The sequence below is a fragment of the Yersinia pekkanenii genome, assembly GCF_001152565.1.
In the GTDB taxonomy this organism is placed as follows: domain Bacteria; phylum Pseudomonadota; class Gammaproteobacteria; order Enterobacterales; family Enterobacteriaceae; genus Yersinia; species Yersinia pekkanenii.
Map to the genome: position 1 here is coordinate 54,281 of NZ_CQAZ01000003.1, position 18,849 is coordinate 73,129.

Consider the following 18,849-nt stretch of genomic DNA (forward strand, 5'->3'; position numbering starts at 1 on the left):
ACAGGTTATTAAGGGAGGATTAAGCATGGGGCTCAGCGAAGAAGAGAGTATCCGCCGTCTGACTAATGAGAAAAGCTCGATTGGTCATTCGGCTAAATGGGTGGCAATTATTTCTGCCATCTACTTTGTTATTATGCTGTTTTACCAGCATGAGTTGGGTGTACTCGCCCTGGCTGGCGGGATTTTCGTGGTATCGTTTTCTATCTGGATGAAGAAACGCCAGAAAGTGAAGTCTTACCAAGACCAACTGCAACAAATGAGCGACGATAAAGCGCTTTAATGCCAGCTAACATGGTTATCAGACTGATTTATCAGGGAGAATGACAGGTATCAAACCTGATGCATTATTCGTCCAATTTTCAGACTGTTATTTTTTGTTTGCAATGATGTAAGCGCCACTGAATTATCGTCCTGGTCAGGGGATGTTTACCGCTGTTATTTTGTCAGCGATTTGGACATATTAAAGCCTGTCACCGTAAATGCCATTTGCTCATACAGCCTTTTAGCCTGTGGATTATTCGCCGCGACTCGCAGTTTTATCTCAAATATGCCCTGAGCAATCAGCCGCTTCTCTAACGCCTGCAAACACGCTGAACCATATCCTTGACGCTGATAATGTGGCAGCACATAAAAATCTTTAATAAAGGCGGCACTGTCATTCTTACCCAGGCCATACCATAAATACCCCACCAAAGGATCATTACCGCTCATATCCGCTTTATTTTCGATGCAATAGAGATGGTCGCCGGGGCTATTAATGCTCTCAGGCAGGTAACCATCAAAGATTTGTGTCGCATGCATTTGTGCCTGCTCGGCGCTATAGCCACTATTGGATGATAAATCTTGCGCATATTCGGCAATAAATATATTCCTATAGTGCTGGAGCTCCTCAGTACCCATTGCCCTGAGCGTTATCATCATACTTACCTTAATAAAAGCGCGCTATTGTGATGGTTTAGTCTACCTACAATTCCAATTACTTTGGGTATATAGTGATTTTGTCCGAAAAACGTATTGATGCTGATTCGAATTAATACCAGATATTGACTAACTCAAACAGTTAAACCATAGGCAGGGCCATAATGACAGTAAAAAATAGTCATAAAGATGCAGTGGAAAGGCAGTTTGGCGATCAAGCCAATGCTTATCTGACCAGTGCGGTTCATGCTCAGGGGAAAGATTTACAACGCCTGACGACACTACTGCAACCCCATGGTGATGCCCGTTTACTTGACCTTGGATGTGGTGCCGGACATGCCAGTTTTGCTGCTGCCGCGGTGGTGAAGTCAGTCGTTTCGTATGACCTTTCAGCACAGATGTTACAAGTGGTGAGTCAGGCGGCAGTGGATAAAAAACTGACCAATATTGAGGTAAAACAAGGGCTGGCTGAATTACTGCCGTTTGATGATCAGAGTTTTGATATTGTTATCAGCCGTTATTCTGCCCACCATTGGCATGATGTTGGGCAGGCGTTGCGCGAAGTTAAGCGGGTATTACGTCCCGGTGGAAAAGTTATCTTTATGGATGTGGTTTCCCCCGGCCACCCGGTGCTGGATATTTATCTGCAAACAGTGGAAGTTTTACGTGATACCTCGCATGTGCGAAATTACTCTCCGGGCGAATGGCTCGCGCTGTTTACCGATGCCGGATTAGTGATAAATGAGCTGACCTCCGAACGACTGTATTTGGAGTTCAGTAGTTGGATTGCCAGAATGCGGACTCCGCAATATTTCGCTACCGCGATCCGTGAGCTACAAAAAACAGCGTCAGACAGTGTGGTTAAGCATTATGAGATCCAAACGGACGGTTCATTTACCAGTGATATTATGATGATTGTTGCAACGAAACATTGAGTCTATATGTGGGCGGTGGTGGTAATATACCGGCGTCCACATTTTATTATTCTTTATTTATTTTCTCACACGACATAAATTTACTCATTTCCTCCTTATTCTTCTCACAATGATTGATTTTCTTTACATAGCATTACGTCCCCTTGCGTTGGTCCGTTCATAATTAACCTCACAAAGACATTACATATAACCCGTCAGTTGGAGCATATTATGAAACTATTACCTGTCATCGCTGCTGCACTTATTGCTACTGCCTCATTCGCCACTATGGCCGCACAAGAAGTCAGCCCGGAACAAGCCACTAAATTGCAAAGTATGGGTGTCATTTCTCTTTCTAACGTCAGTGGTTCACCGATGGATGTGGAATCGGCATTGAATGCGAAAGCGAGCGCTGATGGTGCTGGTCATTATCGGATCATCGGTATGAGCAACCCCGGTGATTCTAGCAATTTCAGTGCTAGCGCCGAGATTTATCGTTAATATTTAACAATAAGTGAGAATGGACGAAATATTTAGATACAGCATGGATATAACGATAATTTTCCTGATTGCCTCCAAGCCCAAGTTAGCAATAGTGAATCATTGTTAACTTGGGCTTGTTCATTTCATTATTCCTGGCATTCATACCGGACAGTATTTTATTCACTTACTAAAAATAATTAATTATTAGAGCAATCTTAATGATAACTTAAGGAATATAAGGTGTTATTGTGGTCTATCTGGGTTTCCGAGGAGAGGTTATGCTAAATACTGTCCGGCGTAATTTTAAAAGTCAGTTTTCCTATTTACAGCGTTTTATTGCCTCACCACGCACCGTTGGTACGCTGGCTCCTTCTTCTCCCTGGTTATGTCAGGCGATGTTGAACCAGGTGGATTGGACACAAGACCTTAATATTGCTGAGTTAGGGGCTGCTGATGGTGTGCTGACAAAGCGTATTTTGTCGCATATGTCGGCAAATTCTCACTTACAGGCGTACGAAATTCAGCCACATTTTGTACATGCTCTGCATCAGATCAAAGACCCGCGTTTACAGGTTGCAGACCGCTCAGCCGAGCAGCTAGATCAGAATTACGATGTTGTATTTTGTTGCCTACCCCTGCTCTCGATCCCAACCAAAATCAGTCTCAGAATATTACAACAGACTCAGCAGCGCTTACGTGCAAACCATGGCGTATTGGTATTGTTCCAATATAGTCACCTTTCTGAGCCCTTGTTATCGCGCTATTTCACGTGGAAAAAGATACGAGTGGTACGTAATTTCCCTCCCGCATTGGTTTATATTTGCCAACCTCATTAGAGGCCCTATTTTGTAAGTCACCTCATGTTCCCTGCGCCATGGCCTCTGGTTCACCAGAGGATGATCAGGCGAAAGTACAATCATATTGTTCAACTATCTGGTGTAGATTGATCCACTATGGCAGTGGGTTGAAAAGCACCGCCTACATTAGGTGTATCGTTAATTTTACATGTTTGTAAAGTTTGCACTACCCTTAATTATCGGTATGATTTGCATCTACAGCGTAGAGTTGAGTGTTAATCCCGTTTAACCGGTCAGCAATAGTGATCGGTTTTTTGATGTTGAGAATTTATCCTCAGAAGTTGATGCGAAAGGACTTTCAAGTAATGACACAGACCATCTTCATGGTAGGCGCGCGCGGTGCGGGTAAGACAACGATAGGGAAGGCGTTGGCACAGGTGTTGGGATATCGTTTTATAGATACAGATCTGTTTATGTTGCAAACCTTGCACATGAGTGTTGCTGAGATAGTCGCTCGTGAGGGTTGGGATGGTTTCCGTCTACGGGAAAGTATGGCTCTACAGACTGTTACCGCCCCCAAAACGGTGGTTGCCACTGGCGGTGGCGCGGTGTTGGCCCATGAAAATCGTATATTTATGCGTAATCACGGCCTGGTTATCTATCTACGCGCATCAGCCAATGTGTTGGCCGAACGGTTAGCCGAAGATCCGGAAGATGCCCAGCGACCAAGCCTTACAGGTAAACCGATTGTTGAGGAAATGCTGGATATACTGGCCAGCCGGGAAGCGTTATATCAAGAAGTCGCCGATCATGTGCTGGATGCGACTCAACCACCGGAAGACGTTGTTGAACATATTTTGCAGATTCTGACTGATGAAACGGTGAAGTGATGAGGGAAGGCTAGCCCAATTTGTAAGATGGCTTGATTTGTAATAGTAATAGTTGGCCTATCTGATTGCTGGATAATTATACGAAGAGTACAATTATTATCTACGTAATCATTTAAACGTAAATCATTTACGTTGATTAATGCCACTTAAGGCAAGGCCATCTAAGGCGGGCCGATGAAAACCTTCAAATTGTTTATCCATCAACACACTAATTTTATGCCAGCATTCTGGTCAATATTGATTGTGGTTTTTGAAGCCTCGCTGGCGCTGTATATTTTACGCAACCTCTGATGTCAATTTCATCCGTTAGCTACAAATCTTCACTTATTCGCTGAAGGCGTCTCTTAGGCTTCTGGGTGTTATCGGAATAGTTAGTTTATATCAGCAAAAAGACATTGTTCGGTGCCAAATCGTGCGTTTTATCCGCAATCTCAGTAACGATTCAGATTATGCTCCCATTTCGCCATAATAATCAGTGACAGAGCGTTTATAGAAACTCTAATATGAAAGCTCAATCTTGATTAAGACGCGGGTACAAAACTATGCTGAAATTTAATGAGTATTTTACCGGAAAAGTGAAATCTATTGGTTTTGATAGTGACAGCATTGGGCCAGCTAGCGTAGGGGTGATGGAAAAGGGTGAGTACACCTTCAGTACGGCTAAAGCAGAAGAGATGACGGTGATCACCGGGAGCTTAAACGTACTGATTCCTGGTTCATCAGGCTGGGTAGTATTTAAGCCAGGCGAATCCTTCTACATCCCTGAGGGTAGTGAGTTTAACCTGCAAGTGGCTGAAGCATCTTCGTATCTGTGCAAATACTTGAGCTAATTGATTCGGAATGAGTGAAACTTTCGCCCTCTCATCCCGAAAGGGCGATATTTATCTACGGTGTGTTTGCGTCTAAATTAGTGCTGAGCCTCGCCACCTAAGGCTTCTATCAGATTTTTAATCAGGGCGGCCAGTTCACTGGTCATCAGAATAACGTCAGCATCGAAGCGCTGAGCGAAATCTTCCCGATCAATATCTTCGTTCTGCTCACGCAAGGTATCAGAGAATTTCAGGCGTTTCAGTGAGCCGTCATCGGACAGGACTAACTGAACGCGCTCTTGCCAATCCAGCGCCAACTTAGTGACTAGCTTACCGGCTTCAATATGTACCGCGATTTCATCACTGAATAGATCCTGTTTCTTGCAGCGGATCACGCCGCCACCTTCCAGAATAGCCTTCAGTTCTGCTTCATCCATCAGCGTAAAACCAGCCGGCAATTCTTTGCTACGCACCCACTCAGTTAGCGTTAGTTCGATAGGATTTTCTAATGTCAGTGGCACCACCGGCAAAGAACCCAAGCTTTTACGCAGTAAGGCCAGGGTATCTTCAGCGCGTTTGGCACTGGCTGCATCGACCATAATCAAATCATTGGCGGTATCAATCCACAAGAAGGTTTGGTTAAAGCGACTGAATGCTCGTGGCAATAAACTGTGCAGTACTTCATCTTTTAATGAGTCTTTTTCAGTTTTTTTCAGCTTGCGATGTTGTTCACCTTCCAGGCGTTCAATTTTGGCCTGCAATTCTTGCTTAATGACCGGAGAGGGTAAAATTTTCTCTTCTTTACGTGCACAAATTACGATCTGGCCATTAATAGTGTGGGTTAAAGCATCGCTATGCGAGCCCATCGGTGATACCCAACCGGTTTTTGCCATATCTTGACTGCCACAGGGGGTGAAGCTGAAGGCGCTTAACTGTTTCTCCATTTCATCTGCAGACAGCGAAACTTCCCGGCTCAAACGGTAAACCATTAAATTCTTAAACCACAACATAGTGTTATCCCTGGCTCGGGCGCGCTTGGAGCGCGCGAGTTAATCAAACGCAGGGCGGCATGATAACGAATTGACGCGCCTGTCCCTAGTAAAAAGAATAAGAAAAAAACAGAGCCCGCTCGCAATTTGCAGAACCCTATTCCTCTTTACCGCGATTCAGTTACAACCGAATGCAAAATAGCGGGTGACAAATAGGGTGTCACTGCCGTGTATTGTCCAAACTGTAAAAATAAGACTTTTATTATCGCCATTGTCTTGATATACCGAGGTATGTTTATCGTTAAAACTGGTTATCATAAACAACGAATAATCTGTTAATGAGGTAACGCGCTATGCGCATTGGTATAGATCTGGGTGGTACCAAAATAGAGGTCATTGCATTAGCCAATGATGGGCGGGAGCTTTTCCGTAAACGGATTGATACTCCACGTCATGATTATCAAAAAACATTGCAGGCGATAGCGGCTTTGGTTACTGACGCAGAACAGGCTACGGGTCAACAGGGCAGTGTCGGTGTGGGTATTCCAGGGACACTTTCTCCTTTTACCGGCAAAGTAAAAAATGCCAATTCAGTTTGGTTGAATGGTCAGGTGATAGATAAGGATCTGTCAGAATTACTCTCCCGCCAGGTAAGGTTGGCAAACGATGCTAACTGCTTCGCTGTTTCTGAGGCGACCGATGGTGCTGGCGCAGGTAAACATCTGGTATTTGCTGCCATTATTGGTACTGGTTGTGGATCCGGTATTGCTATTGATGGGAGATTACATGCTGGTGGCAATGGCATCGCGGGTGAGTGGGGTCATAACCCCTTACCGTGGCAGAATGATGACGAACGGCAATATCAACAGGAGGTCGCTTGTTATTGTGGCCAAAAAGGGTGTATTGAAACCTTTGTCTCTGGTACCGGTTTCGCAACAGATTACTTTCGCATAAGTGGCAATCAGCTGAAAGGTCATGAAATTATGGCGTTAGTTGAACAGGGCGATGCCACAGCAGAACGAGCAATAAGCAATTATGAACAACGCTTTGCCAAGTCGTTGGCTCATGTTATTAACCTGTTTGACCCTGATGTAGTGGTGTTGGGTGGGGGAATGAGTAATGTTGATCGGTTGTATAAAACATTACCCGCGTTAATCAGCCCTTGGGTATTTGGTGGTGAGTGCCAGACTCCAATCCGCAAAGCAATGCACGGTGATTCTAGTGGGGTGCGCGGTGCCGCCTGGTTGTGGCCCACCCTTCGTCCTTGACGCCACCGCGTTGTTAGCGGCTCTCGCTCACCCGAATCACTTACTTGAGTAAGCTCATCGGGATTTACTCGCTTGCTGCCTAGCTGTGACGCCAATGACTTTGGGTGATATTCTTCGTCCTTGACGCCACCGCGTTGTTAGCGGCTCTCGTTACTCGGCCCATCCTTGGGCCTCGCCTCTGCGAGGCCGCTGCAATTTTAATGACTTTCGGGATGTGCTCAGTCTTGATTTACTCGGAAGACATTATCCAGACGGCTGATACCTAGCCCGTTAACTTTCTTTACTTTAATTTGCACTGGGATCCGGTCTTTCATTGCTTCAACATGGCTGATGACTCCAATGGTTTTGCCTGAGGCATTCAGGCTATCAAGGGCATCCAGTGCGGTATCCAACGTTTCAGCGTCCAGCGTGCCGAAGCCTTCATCAAGGAACAATGAGTCAATACTGGTTTTATGGCTGACCAGATCCGACAATGCTAAGGCTAACGACAGACTAACCAAGAAACTTTCGCCTCCGGACAGTGTGCGTGTATCACGTATAGCATCCGCCTGCCAGGTATCTACCACTTGCAGCTCTAACGCATCACTGGTTTTACGCTGTAACAGATAGCGGCCATGTAAGCGGTTGAGTTGGTTGTTTGCCAGATAGACCAGATGATCGAGTGTCAGACCCTGGGCAAATTTGCGGAATTTATCGCCTTCTTTGGCGCCAATTAAATGATTGAGATAGCTCCAGTCATCATATTGTTGCTGGCTACGTTCAATTTGCTCAAACAGTGCATGCTGGTTGCTACGACGAACAGCGTCGCTTTCTAACTGATTGCGTAATTCACCTTGCCGTAATGTATTGGCTTTCAGTTGTGCCAGTAGTTGCTCTAACTGCTGCTGTAATACTGCCAATTCAGCGGTTTGATCGACTCCGGTTGGGCAGGATTGTAACTGTTTCTCCAGTGCTTCACTGGCTTGCTGCTGACGGATATTGGCTTGTTGTTGACGCTCGCCCAATTGTTGTTTCAATTGCTGCAGACGTTGCCTTTCATCTTCACTCAGCAATGCGGCGGTTAAGGCCGCTTCATCGTCAAACTCGCTGCTTGCCAGTGCTTGCTGTAATTCAGCTTGCGCAGTGGCTGCGCGCTGCTGATTTTGCTGATGCTGTTGTTTTAACCCCGTAAGTTCACCCGATAGCACGTTAAGCTGAGATTGCGCCTGTTGCAGGGCCTCGGCCGCATTTTGCTGTGCCAGCTCTACTTGTTGCTGCTGTTGGCGCAATAGCTGACGTGCCTCGGTAACACTGGTGTTACCAAACAGTACCTGACGCTGCTGATCATGCTGCTGTAACAGGGTTTCAGCTTGTTGATATTGCTGAGTGAGCGCAGATAATTGGTCAACGCATTCTTGTAAATGGCGACGCTCATCTTCAATCCGCGTTTCCAGGGTTTTTTGCTCCAGAGCAAGCTGTTGTTGTTCTTGCTGATACTGTTGCCAACGCTGATTTTCCTCTTCCCGCTGCGCCAGCCAACTCTGCTGCTGGTCTGTTTCAGGCATTGCTAGCGATAACGCAGCCAGTGCGTTACTAAAATCTTGGCGCATTTTCGACAATTCATTTTGCAGGCGTTGCTGCTGTGTAAGTAACTGTTGGTGGGATTGCTGGGTATCCTGCTGGCGCTGAGTGATTAATGCCAACTGTTGCAGATGTTTTTGCTGCTGCTGTTCTGCTTGAGCAAGAACCTCTTTAGCTTGCTGATATTGTTGATTTAGTCGCTCATATTCAGCCAGTTTGAGTTGGCAGTTTTGTTCTGATTGTTCCTGTTGTTCCAGCCAACTTGCTAATGCAGCGGATTCATTTAATGCAAACGTCAGTGCCAGTGGCTGCACCAGAAGTTGCCAGCGCTGCTGATAATCAGCTAATTGCTGATTGCTGTGCTGTAATTCTTGCTCCAGATGTTTGAGCTGTTGTCGCAAACTTTGTGTCTGGGCATTTAGTTCGGAGCCTTCTGTTGATAGCAGCTCAACTTGTTGGCGCTGTTTATCAACGCGCAGGGCTGTTTCAGAGGGCTTTATTGCCTGATATTCGGTAATTGCCGGGTGATCCAGCGCGCCACATAACGGGCAGGCTTCTCCCGGTTGCAGTTTGGCTCTTTCCGCTTCCAGTCGAACTATCTGATTTTCGCGTTCCTGCAAGGTTTCCAGATCAGTCAGATGTTGTTTTTGCTGTTTATATAACTGACGTTTTTCCGCGAGCTGCTGTTCGAGCTGTTTTAGTTGTTGCTGTTGGTTGGCTAATTGCTGCTGTTGTTTATCGTGCAGTGCCTGCACTTGCTGTGCCAAAGGCGATAACGAGGCTAATTGTTGCCGCACTGATCGTTGTTGCTGAAGTGCATCAAGCTGCTGACGCAGTTGGGACGAGGGCCGTTGCTGCTCTAATACAGATAATTGTTGTTGGATGCCGGTTGCTTGCGTGGCTGCTTGTGCTAATGCTACTTGCTGCTGTTTATCTTGATCATTCAGTGTGGTGGCTTGTTGTTGCAGTGTATTCAGCAGTATGGCCTGCTGCTGTAATTGCTGTTCATTTTCAAGCGATTGCTGTTGTTGTATTTGCAATTGGCGGAACTGTTCACGCCATAAAGGCAGGCTTTTTTCCCAGTGTTGGTGGTGAGTATGCAGATGTGCATATTCAGTCAATTGTTGTAGGCGCTGATGGGTTTTTAGTAGTTGTTGCTCATTTAGTTCAAGCTGCTGTTTACCTTGTTGCTCTTTACCTCGCAACTGCTGTAACTGCGTGGCAAGTTGTGCCAGGGAGTGCCGTTGCTGAGCAATAAGATTATCCAGCGGGGCCACTTTTTGTTCGATCAGGGTTTCTTGTTCATGCTGCTTCGCCATTTGTTGTTGGCGGGCGGTATTGGCGTGTTCCAGCGCCTGAGCCAAAGGAGTCAGTTGAGCCTGAAGGTGTTGTTGCTGTTGACTTAGTGTGGTGATACGCAGTTGTGTCTGTTGCACATCCTGCTGGCTTTTCGAGCAGTCCCGTAGCAACGGGCGCAATTTTTCTGCCGGTTCACTACGGGCTAATCGTTGCAGCTCGGGCTGTGCCTGTTGATACTCTTGCTCAATGAGCTTCTGTTGCTGCTGATATTCCAGTAGATTTTGCTGCTGCTGCTGCCAACGTGTAAGCCAATTTATTTGATTTTGATTCGCCAGTTGCTCTGCGCTGAGCTGTGTTTCTTGTTGGCTGAGGGCATCTATTTCTTGGCTCAGGGCTAAACGTTGCTCTTCATTGAGCAGCTCAATGCCGCAGGCTCGTTGATGCAAGGCATCCAAACGGGTCTTCGCCTGTTTATGTTGTTCAAATACGTGTTCAGATAGCCGGCCATAGATATCGGTACCGGTTAATTCTTCCAATAATTCGGCACGATCGTTGGCATCGGCATTGAGGAACGCTGCAAACTGCCCCTGTGACAGCATCATGGATTTGGTAAAACGACCGAAATCCAGCCCAGTGATTGTGGCAACCATCTCCAGTTTATCGCGCACTTTATCAGCCAGAATCTTGCCACTATCACATAAAGCCAACTCAACTTTAGGGGCTTGCAGATTACCTTCCGGGCTGTTTTTTGCGCGACGCTGGCTCCAGAATGCGCGATAGCGGGTGCCTTTCACCTCAAATTCAACCTCGGCCAGCGATTCGGCCGTATGACGTGTCATTAGCTCATTTTGGCTGGGGGTCACAATCAGACGTGGCGTTTGGTGGTACAGCGCAAGGCATATGGCATCCAGCAGGGTGGTTTTACCTGCACCGGTGGGGCCGGTGATAGCGAACAAACCATTACTGGCAAAAGGTTCGGCGGTGAAATCGATCTTCCATTCACCTTGCAGAGAGTTAATGTTTTTCAGGCGCAGGCTTAAAATTCTCATACGGATTGTTCCTCTGCGGTATTTTTACCTTGCGTGATGTCATCAACCACTTGATTGAACATTTGACGCATCCGTTGCTGGCGTGGCTCAGCTAAATCGGTCTCCAGCGCCAGCCGGCGCTCAAATACCTCAGAAACACTTAACTCATTGAGAGTTTCTTTTTCCTGCCGCTCAATACTGTTGTTGCGTTGTTCTTTACTGCGGCGCAATAACACCACTTCAACGGGTAGCTCTGCTGTCAAACTCTGAATTCTTCGTTGAATATCGGTGAGGTAATCTTGGGTGGCAATTTCGATATCCAGCCATACCGGTAAGCCCTGATGCTCAGCGAATTCAGCCAACTGTTGCTCTATTTGCTGTAAATCCCCTTTGATTAGTTGCATTGGTTGAAATTGTGGGATGAAGAGCGGAGTGACTGATGACAATGTTTGTTGCTCAAATTCCACCAGATAGACGCTCTTCTCTTTGCTCAATTCATCAAAACTCAGGGCAATGGGTGAACCGCTGTAACGGATATGCTCTGTTTTAGCCACTTGCTGGGCACGATGAATATGGCCCAACGCAATGTAATCAGCGGGAGGGAAGGCTTGTGCCGGGAAAGCATCCAAAGTACCGATGTAAATATCACGAACCGAATCTGTTGTGGTGACGCCAACGGTGGTTAGGTGCCCGGTGGCAATGATGGGTAGGGATAAACCCAGTTCGATGCGCCGTTCAACGGCCCGCAGATAGAGTGCTTGATAATGGCCTGCAATCGCTTCTTGCAATGCCAACTGCTTCTGCCCACCTGATTCACCGGCCTGACTGGTGACCAAATCACGGGGCCGTAAAAAGGGAATCGCACATAGCAACGCCGCCGGTTGATGCTGCCGGTCTTTCAGGATAATAACTTGTTGATCCAGATGACTACTGGCACAGGAAATTACCGTGGTATTGAGATAGGAAAGTAAACCCTTTGATTCATTCAGTGTCGACACTGAATCGTGATTGCCGCCCAGCACAACCAACTGGCAGCCGGTGGGTTGGAGTTCGACCACAAAATGATTATATAGCTCACGGGCATAGCTGGGTGGGGAGCCGGTATCAAAAATATCACCGGCTACAATTAGCGCATCTACCTGATTTTCTTCGATCTGCTCAATGAGCCAACGCAGAAATGCCTGATGTTCAGCAGCACGGCTTTTGGTGAAGAAATACTGGCCTAAATGCCAATCAGAGGTATGAATAATGCGCATGAATCTCCCGTAAGGCAGGTTATCAGTCAAAGAGAATGGCGCTGATTATAAACGCTGGTCGCAGGATGTCGCGGCTAAAAAAACAGGATGAGCAAAATCTCAGAGACGTCTCGCAAACTTGGCAGCTGCATTTTGCAATTACGATGAAATTTATCACTATGCTTATTGCTTGTGAAAGCGTGATGTTTTTCATAAAAGTGTCACAAAACTGACGCATAATGGCTATCGAAATCAAATAGTGACCACTAACATACTGGCAGGGTTGATGATGGTAAGACGCATACTGGTGGTGGAAGATGAAGCGCCAATCCGTGAGATGGTGTGCTTTGTGTTGGAGCAGAATGGTTACCAACCGTTAGAAGCCGAAGATTATGACAGCGCAGTGACGTGTTTGTCAGAGCCTTACCCTGATTTAGTGTTGTTGGATTGGATGCTACCGGGTGGTTCGGGTATCCAGTTCATTAAACATATGAAACGCGAAGCGTTAACCAGAGATATTCCGGTGATGATGCTGACGGCCCGTGGCGAAGAAGAAGACCGGGTTCGCGGTTTAGAAGTGGGCGCAGATGACTATATTACCAAACCGTTCTCACCAAAAGAGTTGGTGGCGCGTATCAAAGCGGTTATGCGCCGGATATCGCCAATGGCAGTTGAAGAAGTGATTGAAATGCGGGGGTTAAGTCTTGACCCTTCGTCGCATAGGGTCATGGCCAATGAGCAAGCACTTGATATGGGGCCAACCGAGTTTAAGCTATTGCACTTTTTTATGACTCATCCGGAGCGTGTTTACAGCCGCGAGCAGTTGCTTAATTATGTCTGGGGCACTAACGTTTATGTAGAAGATAGGACGGTTGACGTGCATATTCGTCGGCTACGTAAGGCGCTTGAAATTGATGGTCATGACAGAATGGTACAAACTGTCCGGGGAACCGGATACCGCTTCTCAACGCGCTACTGAGTTTTCAGTGCCGGAGAATTTGTTGTGTTAGAACGTTTATCATGGAAAACGCTGGCTTTAGAGCTGGCTCTTTTTTGTCTGCCTGCATTACTGTTGGGTGCCTTTATCGGGTATCTCCCTTGGCTATTGCTGGTTTCCGTGGTCGCGGCGCTGGTCTGGAGTTTCTACAATCAACTTAAGTTATCTCACTGGCTGTGGTTAGACCGCAGCATGACACCGCCAGCCGGCCGATGGAGCTGGGAACCTTTATTTTATGGTTTGTACCAGATGCAGTTGCGAAATCGTCGCCGTCGCCGTGAATTGGCATTACTGATCAAGCGCTTTCGCAGTGGTGCTGAATCACTGCCGGATGCCGTGGTTATCACGACCATTGAAGGCAATATTTTTTGGTGTAACGGGCTGGCCCAGCAACTACTGGGGTTCCGTTGGCCGGAGGATAACGGGCAGCATATTCTCAACTTATTACGCTATCCGGAATTCAGCCAATATCTGCAACAACAAGAGTTTTCCCGCCCGTTGACCCTGCAACTAAATAATGGTTATTACGTTGAGTTCCGCGTGATGCCCTATTCCGAAGGGCAATTACTGATGGTTGCTCGTGATGTTACCCAGATGCGTCAGTTGGAAGGTGCAAGGCGTAATTTCTTTGCCAATGTCAGCCATGAGTTACGTACACCACTGACGGTGTTGCAGGGTTATCTGGAAATGATGCATGACCAGGCGCTGGCGGTACCATTACGGGATAAAGCGCTGGGGACGATGCAGGAGCAGACCAAGCGCATGGATGGCTTGGTAAAACAACTATTGACACTATCGCGTATTGAAGCTGCACCTAATGTGGATATGAATGAGCGGGTGGATATTCCGCTGATGTTGAAAGTGCTGCAGCATGAGGTCCAGGCACTCAGTAGCGGGCGTCATGAGATTACTTTTCGGGTTAACGAGCAATTAACGGTATTTGGCAACGAAGACCAACTGCGTAGTGCGGTATCTAATCTGGTCTATAACGCAGTCAATCACACGCCTGTTGGTACCAAGATTGAGGTGTGCTGGCAACAAACCCCACAGGGTGCTCAATTTCAGGTTAGCGACAATGGGCCGGGTATTGGCCCGGAACATGTTCCACGGCTTACGGAGCGTTTCTATCGGGTGGATAAAGCGCGATCACGGCAAACGGGTGGCAGTGGGTTAGGTCTGTCAATTGTGAAACATGCATTGAGCCACCATGACGCACGTTTAGAGGTGATGAGTGAGATAGGTCTGGGTACTCGATTTATTTTTACCTTACCGAACCGGTTGATTGTTCCAGCAGTTTTAGCCGAGAATGCTGTCAAATCCTAAAACTTCATGGATACCACGCTGATGAAATGGGGAAAATGGGCGCTGTTAATTGCCATGCCAGGGTTGAGCCTGGCCGTTTTGGTGCCGCCTGTGGTGGCGGTTTCACCCGCAGCGGCAGTTCAGCCATCAACGTCAGATCCCGCAGCCAATATCTTGTCAGGCAATCTCTCTAGTGTCGGTTCTGATACCTTAGCCAATCTGATGTCTTTGTGGGCGGATGATTTCAATCATCATTATCCCGGCGTTAATTTGCAAATACAGGCGGCGGGTTCTTCTACTGCTCCTGCCGCATTGGCTGCTGGATCTGCCCAGCTTGGCCCGATGAGTCGGCCAATGAAAGCCGGTGAAATCACCGCATTTATTCAACGCTATGGCTATCCACCACTGGCTATACCCGTGGCCGTTGATGCATTGGTGGTGTTTGTAAATCAAGATAACCCACTGAATAAGCTGACCTTATTGCAGCTTGATGCTATTTTTTCGCAGAATCGCCGTTGTGGGGAACCGCACCCTATTCAGCGCTTTGGTGAACTGGGGTTAGGAGGCGATTGGGCTGCTCGCTCTTTGCAGCGTTATAGCCGAAACTCAGCCTCAGGAACCTATGGCTATTTTAAGCATCGGGTGCTGTGCGATGGTGATTTTATAAGTAATGTCAATGAGTTGCCTGGATCTGCGTCGGTAGCGCAAGCGGTGGCCGGTTCATTAAATGGCATTGGTTATGCCAGTATAGGTTTTCGTAATAGTGGGGTTAAGCCGCTGTCGCTGGCAGCTCCTGGGCAGGATTTTGTCATGCCAACGGCTGAGAATGTGAAAGATGGCCGCTATCCCTTGTCGCGCTATCTGTATATTTATATCAATAAAGCACCGGGCCAGCCGCTGGAACCGCTGACTGCGGCATTCCTTGAGCGAATTTTGTCACCGGAAGGGCAACAACAGGTCACTCATGATGGCTATTTGCCATTGCCTCCCGAGATGTTGATTCACACCCGAAAAACATTAGGTTTTGCAGATTAACTTGTTTTAGATCTCACCTTTTATCCACGCCATCCTGTGCGACTTCCTATGAAGCAATCTATCGATTTACCGATGATATTTTCTATCCGATTGACTGGGTTGGTTAGATAGGATTGACTGCAAATTGTTAACGGTTGGATATAAATGATACAAATCATATGGTGTATATTTATCTAAATCTGGCGTTATTAACTGCTTTATTTATATTATATAGATGATAACTCTGCTTTTATGATCAAGACTTGCCTTTCTCCGCTATAAACGGTCTACTTATGGTCGTTGTCGGCCTATTCCACCTGCAAATAACTTCAAAAACACTGCATACTGACGAAATAGATGGCTTATTGACCGCCGGATTTGGCATTTAATAGCGCTTTGTATCGTTTCGATCACGTCGGAAAGACCACAACTTAGGACTTTTTCTTTTGATCATTTAACTAGGCAACGCACATCACTATGAGTCATCGTTTATCGTCTAAAGACATTATGGCATTAGGTTTTATGACCTTTGCCTTATTCGTTGGGGCTGGCAATATCATCTTCCCGCCGATGGTTGGTTTACAATCGGGTGAACATGTGTGGTGGGCCGCTTTGGGCTTCCTGATTACCGCCGTCGGTTTACCGGTAATTACGGTTATTGCACTGGCTCGAGTGGGCGGAGGTATTGATGCACTTAGCTCCCCAATTGGCCGCAGTGCTGGTTTGGTATTGGCCGTCGTTTGCTATCTGGCCGTTGGCCCTCTGTTTGCCACCCCACGTACGGCAACGGTTTCCTTCGAAGTGGGTATCGCACCTTTAACTGGCGATGGCCCGTTGCCTCTGTTTATCTATAGTGTGATTTATTTCTCGCTGGTCATTGGGATTTCGCTGTATCCCGGGCGCTTACTGGATACGGTTGGGCATATTCTGGCCCCGCTGAAAATTTTAGCGCTGGCTATTTTAGGTATCGCTGCGTTGATTTGGCCTGCTGGCCCATTGATTCCGGCAACCGATGCCTATCAGCAGGTACCGTTCTCTTCAGGTTTCGTCAATGGCTATCTCACCATGGATACCTTAGGTGCCTTGGTATTCGGCATTGTGATTGTGAATGCCGCCCGTTCCCGTGGCGTGGTTTCCTCACAATTACTGACCCGTTACACCATTTGGGCTGGGTTAATTGCCGGTATCGGTTTGACGCTGGTCTACCTGAGTTTGTTTAAACTCGGCTCCAGCAGTGGCAGCCTGACACCAGATGCACAGAACGGTGCCGTGGTGTTGCATGCTTATGTTCAGCATACTTTTGGTGGTTTAGGGAGTGTGTTCCTGGCGGCATTGATTTTCATCGCTTGTATGGTAACAGCGGTGGGCCTGACCTGCGCCTGCGCCGAATTCTTTGCTCAGTACCTGCCACTGTCTTATCGGACACTGGTATTCATCCTCGGTATCTTCTCAATGATGGTATCTAATCTGGGGCTGAGCCATTTGATTAAGATCTCCATTCCGGTACTGACGGCGATATATCCGCCATGTATCGTGTTGGTTCTGATGAGTTTCACCCTGCGCTGGTGGAATCACGCCTCGCGCATTGTAGCCCCGGTGATGTTGGTCAGCTTGTTGTTCGGCATCCTTGATGCGGTGAAAGCCTCTAATTTTGCGCATTTCCTGCCCGAATGGACTCAGCATCTGCCGTTGGCTGAACAAGGTCTGGCTTGGTTATCGCCTTCCCTGCTGGTATTCGTCGTCGTAGGGTTGTACGATCGCCTCTGCTGTCGTCAGGAAGTTGCTGTTAAGCAATAACTGCACAGTAATAAGATTTTTTAGCCACGGCTCATCCCCGTGGCTTTTTGCTGAAAAAAAACGGGGCAATGTTCATGGAATTACCAGTCAAAAACACGCTAAAGCGTGGTCTGACTACACGCCATATTCGCTTTATGGCATTGGGTTCAGCAATTGGTACCGGCTTATTCTATGGTTCGGCTGATGCGATAAGAATGGCGGGGCCGAGCGTATTATTGGCATACCTGATTGGTGGCGTGGTGGCATTTATCATCATGCGGGCCTTGGGTGAAATGTCAGTGAATAACCCGCAGGCCAGTTCTTTCTCACGCTATGCGCAAGACTACCTTGGGCCAATGGCGGGTTATATCACCGGCTGGACTTATTGCTTTGAGATTCTGATTGTTGCTATTGCTGATGTGACCGCCTTTGGTATTTATATGGGCGTCTGGTTCCCAGATGTCCCTCATTGGGTGTGGGTGCTGAGTGTTGTCCTTATCATCGGCGCAGTCAATATGATGAGTGTTAAGGTGTTCGGTGAACTGGAGTTTTGGTTTTCATTCTTCAAAGTTGCCACCATTATCATCATGATTTTGGCCGGTGTTGGTATCATCATTTGGGGTATTGGCAACGGTGGGCAGCCGACCGGTATTCACAATTTATGGACTAACGGCGGTTTCTTCAGTAACGGTTTTGTCGGCATGATCCTATCATTGCAACTGGTGATGTTTGCTTATGGTGGTATTGAGATTATCGGTATTACTGCCGGTGAAGCTGAGAACCCGAAACAATCCATTCCGAAAGCCATCAACTCAGTACCCTGGCGTATTCTGGTGTTCTATGTCGGTACTCTGTTTGTCATCATGTCTATTTATCCGTGGAACCAGGTTGGCACTAATGGCAGCCCGTTTGTCCTGACCTTCCAGCATATGGGAATTACTGTTGCTGCGGGTATTCTGAACTTTGTGGTTATCACCGCGTCGTTATCTGCTATTAACAGCGATGTATTCGGTGTTGGGCGTATGCTCAATGGGATGGCAGAGCAGGGCCATGCGCCAAAAGCGTTTGCCGCCATATCCAAACGCGGTGTGCCGTGGGTAACGGTATTGGTGATGATGGGTGCCATGCTGACTGCGGTTTACCTGAACTACATCATGCCGGAAAATGTGTTCCTGGTGATCGCCTCACTGGCGACTTTTGCTACGGTTTGGGTATGGATCATGATCCTGTGTTCCCAAATTGGTTTCCGCCGTTCGCTGAGTAAAGAGCAGATTAAAGCATTGGATTTCCCTCTGCGTGGCGGCACATTCACATCGGTGCTGGCAATCATTTTCCTGGTGTTTATCATTGGCCTGATTGGCTGGTTCCCAACGACCCGCATCTCACTGTATGTTGGGTTAGTGTGGATTGTTCTGTTACTGGTGGGGTATTACTTTAAGGTAAACCACCAGAAGAAACAGGTAGAGCTTGCGAAAAACGCTGAATAATACTGCGTTGAGTTTTATATCAAGCCGGGAGATTTCCCGGCTTTTTTGTTTTTTTAAATTATATTGGTCATTTAGCGACGCAA

The 18,849-nt window shown here is 47.2% G+C and carries 16 protein-coding genes; 12 read left to right on the forward strand and 4 right to left on the reverse strand.

The annotated features are described in order from the left end of the window. The first annotated feature begins 25 nt into the window (after positions 1-25). A complete protein-coding gene (locus tag AEP37_RS02090; protein ID WP_049609112.1) occupies positions 26-280 on the forward strand; it encodes a hypothetical protein in 255 nt (84 codons plus the stop codon). A gap of 155 nt (positions 281-435) precedes the next feature. Here AEP37_RS02090 and AEP37_RS02095 read toward each other — a convergent pair whose 3' ends face one another. Further along, complete coding sequence (locus AEP37_RS02095) at positions 436-918, reverse strand: GNAT family N-acetyltransferase (RefSeq protein ID WP_049609115.1); 483 nt, start codon at positions 916-918, stop codon at positions 436-438. A gap of 164 nt (positions 919-1,082) precedes the next feature. On the opposite strand from AEP37_RS02095, the gene AEP37_RS02100 reads away from it, so the two are divergent. The 5 genes from AEP37_RS02100 to ppnP all read left to right on the forward strand — a co-directional run bounded on the left by AEP37_RS02100 (position 1,083) and on the right by ppnP (position 4,832). Next, positions 1,083-1,853 (forward strand): class I SAM-dependent methyltransferase, encoded by a 771-nt coding sequence (locus AEP37_RS02100; protein ID WP_049609119.1) that lies wholly within the window; start codon positions 1,083-1,085, stop codon positions 1,851-1,853. Positions 1,854-2,063: 210 nt separating this feature from the next. Beyond that, complete coding sequence (locus tag AEP37_RS02105) at positions 2,064-2,333, forward strand: YdgH/BhsA/McbA-like domain containing protein (RefSeq protein ID WP_049609122.1); 270 nt, start codon at positions 2,064-2,066, stop codon at positions 2,331-2,333. A 260-nt stretch (positions 2,334-2,593) separates the two neighbouring features. Beyond that, complete coding sequence (locus AEP37_RS02110; protein ID WP_049609125.1) at positions 2,594-3,151, forward strand: class I SAM-dependent methyltransferase; 558 nt, start codon at positions 2,594-2,596, stop codon at positions 3,149-3,151. 326 nt (positions 3,152-3,477) lie between these two features. Beyond that, positions 3,478-4,002, forward strand: coding sequence for a shikimate kinase AroL (gene aroL / locus AEP37_RS02115; RefSeq protein ID WP_049609128.1), 525 nt, complete (start codon positions 3,478-3,480; stop codon positions 4,000-4,002). A 542-nt stretch (positions 4,003-4,544) separates the two neighbouring features. Next, positions 4,545-4,832 (forward strand): pyrimidine/purine nucleoside phosphorylase, encoded by a 288-nt coding sequence (ppnP, locus tag AEP37_RS02120; RefSeq protein WP_049609129.1) that lies wholly within the window; start codon positions 4,545-4,547, stop codon positions 4,830-4,832. Positions 4,833-4,909: 77 nt separating this feature from the next. On the opposite strand, the gene rdgC is transcribed toward ppnP, so the two are convergent. After that, a complete protein-coding gene (gene rdgC / locus AEP37_RS02125) occupies positions 4,910-5,821 on the reverse strand; it encodes a recombination-associated protein RdgC (RefSeq protein ID WP_049609132.1) in 912 nt (303 codons plus the stop codon). A gap of 332 nt (positions 5,822-6,153) precedes the next feature. Here rdgC and mak point away from each other — a divergent pair, with 332 nt between their 5' ends. Then, positions 6,154-7,068 (forward strand): fructokinase, encoded by a 915-nt coding sequence (mak, locus tag AEP37_RS02130; protein ID WP_049609134.1) that lies wholly within the window; start codon positions 6,154-6,156, stop codon positions 7,066-7,068. A 218-nt stretch (positions 7,069-7,286) separates the two neighbouring features. On the opposite strand, the gene AEP37_RS02135 is transcribed toward mak, so the two are convergent. Then, positions 7,287-10,976, reverse strand: coding sequence for an AAA family ATPase (locus AEP37_RS02135; RefSeq protein ID WP_049609137.1), 3,690 nt, complete (start codon positions 10,974-10,976; stop codon positions 7,287-7,289). Further along, the gene (gene sbcD, locus AEP37_RS02140) at positions 10,973-12,211 is read right to left on the reverse strand and encodes an exonuclease subunit SbcD (RefSeq protein ID WP_049609139.1); all 1,239 of its coding nucleotides are present in this window, start codon (positions 12,209-12,211) and stop codon (positions 10,973-10,975) included. Before sbcD ends, AEP37_RS02135 begins: the two co-directional genes overlap by 4 nt. 268 nt (positions 12,212-12,479) lie before the next feature. Between sbcD and phoB the strand changes: the two genes are divergently transcribed. The 5 genes from phoB (at position 12,480) to proY (ending at position 18,766) form a co-directional block, all read left to right on the forward strand. Next, positions 12,480-13,169, forward strand: coding sequence for a phosphate response regulator transcription factor PhoB (gene phoB, locus AEP37_RS02145; RefSeq protein ID WP_049609142.1), 690 nt, complete (start codon positions 12,480-12,482; stop codon positions 13,167-13,169). 24 nt (positions 13,170-13,193) lie between these two features. Then, the gene (phoR, locus tag AEP37_RS02150) at positions 13,194-14,510 is read left to right on the forward strand and encodes a phosphate regulon sensor histidine kinase PhoR (protein ID WP_049609143.1); all 1,317 of its coding nucleotides are present in this window, start codon (positions 13,194-13,196) and stop codon (positions 14,508-14,510) included. A 21-nt stretch (positions 14,511-14,531) separates the two neighbouring features. Continuing rightward, positions 14,532-15,524 carry a PstS family phosphate ABC transporter substrate-binding protein gene (locus AEP37_RS02155; protein ID WP_049609146.1) on the forward strand — a complete coding sequence of 331 codons (993 nt, stop codon included), beginning with the start codon at positions 14,532-14,534 and terminating at the stop codon, positions 15,522-15,524. 456 nt (positions 15,525-15,980) lie between these two features. Further along, the gene (gene brnQ / locus AEP37_RS02160) at positions 15,981-17,300 is read left to right on the forward strand and encodes a branched-chain amino acid transport system II carrier protein (protein ID WP_049609149.1); all 1,320 of its coding nucleotides are present in this window, start codon (positions 15,981-15,983) and stop codon (positions 17,298-17,300) included. Between the two features lie 74 nt (positions 17,301-17,374). Then, complete coding sequence (proY, locus tag AEP37_RS02165) at positions 17,375-18,766, forward strand: proline-specific permease ProY (RefSeq protein WP_049609152.1); 1,392 nt, start codon at positions 17,375-17,377, stop codon at positions 18,764-18,766. Positions 18,767-18,849: the final 83 nt, after the last annotated feature.